The organism is Micromonospora sp. NPDC002411 (genome assembly GCF_053592955.1).
This window is the reverse complement of sequence record NZ_JBSFBM010000546.1, coordinates 1-2,736: the sequence shown is the minus strand read 5'-3', so window position 1 is coordinate 2,736 and position 2,736 is coordinate 1. Positions and strand designations below refer to the sequence as shown.

Genomic DNA, 2,736 nt, shown 5'->3' with positions numbered 1-2,736 from the left:
ACCGGGCCCGTCAACGGCGACCACGGCGGCTCCGCCGGCGCGGGCGGATCACTCCCGGCATGCCGACCGACGGCCAGCCGTCCAGCTCGGACGGGCCTGGGCGGCGGTGAGCAGCTCGTCGGTCCAGGTACGGTCGCTGCGGTAGTGCCCGGAGATCAACGCCAGCCGGATCGCCATCGGGTCGACCTTGTCGGCGCGCAGCCGGGACACGAAGACCAGGTTGCCGCGGGACTTGGACATCTTCTCGCCGTCCAGGCCGATCATCCCGGCGTGCACGTAGTGCTCGGCGAAGGGCGCCTGACCGGTGAGCCGCTCGGCGTGCGCGGCGGAGGCCTCGTGGTGCGGGAACAGCAGGTCGTTTCCGCCGCCCTGCACGTCGATCCGGTCGCCGAGGAGGTTCAGGGCGATCACGGCGCACTCGATGTGCCAGCCCGGACGGCCCGGCCCCAGGTCTCCGCCCGGCCAGGACGGCTCACCCTCGCGGGCCCCGCGCCACAGCAGCGGGTCCAGTGGGTCGCGCTTGCCGGCCCGGTCCGGGTCGCCGCCACGGTCCGGGAAGATCTCCAGCATCTGCTCGCGGGTCAGGTTCGACTCGTAGCCGAACCGGCCGGTGGCGGAGATGTCGAAGTAGACGTCGCCGGTGCCGTCGTCGAGTCGGTACGCGGCACCGTCCTTGACCAGCACCTCGACCTTGTCGGCGATGTCCGGGATCGACTCGACCGCACCCACGTAGTGCGCCGGCGGGATGATCCGCAGCGCCTCCATGTCCTCCCGGAACAGCGCGGTCTCCCGCATCGCGAGGACCACCCAGTCCTCGCCGTCGCGGGCGGCCCGCTCCAGCAGCGGATCGTCGATGTCGGTGACGTTCTGCACGTAGCGCACCGGACGGCCGGCGTCGCGCCACATCCGCTGCACCAGGTCGAACGTGATCATGGTGGCGGCGTGACCGAGGTGGGTCGCGTCGTACGGGGTGATGCCGCAGACGTACATGCTCGCCGCGTCGGCCGGGTCACTCGGGTGGACGCCCTGCCGCGCCGAGTCGTACAACGCCAACGGCTCGCCCGTGCCCGGCAGCCGTGGCACCTCGTGTCCCGCCCAAGACTCCATGGGGATCAGCCTAACCAGCCGGGCGACGACGCCGGAGCACCCCACGGGTGATCAAGATGACAGCGGCTCACATGGGTGGCCAGGGCATCGCCGGCCAGTCCTCCGGCGGCTGCGGGAAACGGCCAGTCTCCCGCAACCGGTCGATCCGGGAGGCCAGCTCGGCCACCTCGCTGATCGTCAGGTGGTCGGCCAACTCCGCGCCGAGCGCCCCGGTGACCTGCCCGGCGAGCCCGTCGAGCATCTCCACGGCGTCCGGGGGAAGCTGCCTACCGGCCCAGCCCCAGAGGACCGTCCGCAGCTTGTCCTCCACGTGGAAGCTCACCCCGTGGTCCACGCCGTAGATCCGGTCGTCAGTGCCGACGAGAACGTGACCGCCCTTGCGGTCGGCGTTGTTGATCACCGCGTCCAGTACGGCGAGTCGGGCCAGTCGTGGGTCCTCGGCGTGCGCCAACACGTACGCGCTGCCGTCGTCGTCCCGGGCCGCGGCGATCGGGAACCAGCGGGGCGGCAGCTCGTCGGCGGGCAGGAAGCCGACCAGCGCCTCGGCGTCGTCCGGCTCGTCGATCCACAGCTGGCAGGAGCCGGGCCCGAACGGGCCGTCGCGCAGCACTGTGGGCGGCACCAGGCCCCAACCGGTCGCCTCGGAGACCAGGTACGCGGAGACCTCCCGGCCGGCCAGGGTGCCGTCGGGGAAGTCCCAGAGCGGTCGTTCGCCACGCACCGGTTTGTAGACGCAGCGGGCGGTGACCCCGTCCAGGGTCAGGATGCCGCGCAGCGTCGTGTTCGACGCGTCGACCAGCCGACCTTCCAGGTCGAGCACGCCGTCGCGCAGCAGCCGAAGCGCGGCGTCACCGTCCTGGCGAGGCTGGAGGCCGGACGAGGTCACCGGTGATAACCGTTGTGCCGCGGGCAGAGGTGCCCGGCGGGGTCCAACGGTTGGCCGCAGAGCGGACACGGCGGCCGGCCCGCGTTGACCACTCGCCGGGCCCGCTCGATGAACTGGCGGGTCGCCTGCGGGGTGAGCCGGACCCGGAGCCGATCCAGGTCCTCGTCCGGCTCTTCGTCCTCGTCGTCGTCCTCGTCCTCGTCGTCCTCGTCGCCCAGCTCGACCTCGGGCTCCACCTCGCCGGCGGCGATCGCCTCGATCACCACTGTCGCGGTGTCCACGTCGAAGGCCAGGCCGAGGGTGCCGACCCGGAACTCCTCGTCGACCGGAGTGTCCAGCGGCTCGTTGTCACCGATCACCGGCGCCAGCTCGGGCAGGTCCACCCCGAAGCGACGCTGCGCCTCGGTGAGCAGCTCCTCCAGCTTCTCGGCGAGCAGTGACACCTGGACTTTCTCCAGCGCGACGCTGACCAGCCGGCCGCCGCCGCGGGCCTGCAGGAAGAAGGCGCGCTCCCCCGGCGGGCCGACAGTCCCGGCGACGAACCGCTCCGGCGGTTCGAACGCGTGCACCTGGTGGGTCATACCCACGACCCTATCCGGCCCGCCAGGGCACCGCGCACCCCACCGACCTGAATCGCCACAGCGGCGGCAGTCGGTCAGGACGATCGGTCGCTCGTGCTTCTTGCCGGGACCGTGCTGTGGCAGCAGGCACGGCCAGTGGCTGCCGTAACTCTGCACGCCGAC

2 protein-coding genes and 1 pseudogene are annotated in these 2,736 nt (G+C 72.0%); all 3 read right to left on the bottom strand.

Annotation, left to right across the window (positions count from 1 at the left end; translation table 11 throughout):
* Positions 1-90: 90 nt before the first annotated feature.
* Positions 91-1,107 (bottom strand): annotated as a pseudogene (gene mshC / locus ACWCO3_RS33625) (cysteine--1-D-myo-inosityl 2-amino-2-deoxy-alpha-D-glucopyranoside ligase); the annotation flags it as partial.
* Positions 1,108-1,174: 67 nt separating this feature from the next.
* On the bottom strand, positions 1,175-1,993 hold the full coding sequence (locus ACWCO3_RS33620; protein WP_354887182.1) for an SCO1664 family protein: 819 nt from the start codon (positions 1,991-1,993) through the stop codon (positions 1,175-1,177).
* Positions 1,990-2,574 carry a DUF3090 domain-containing protein gene (locus tag ACWCO3_RS33615; protein WP_269678731.1) on the bottom strand — a complete coding sequence of 195 codons (585 nt, stop codon included), beginning with the start codon at positions 2,572-2,574 and terminating at the stop codon, positions 1,990-1,992. Before ACWCO3_RS33615 ends, ACWCO3_RS33620 begins: the two co-directional genes overlap by 4 nt.
* Positions 2,575-2,736: the final 162 nt, after the last annotated feature.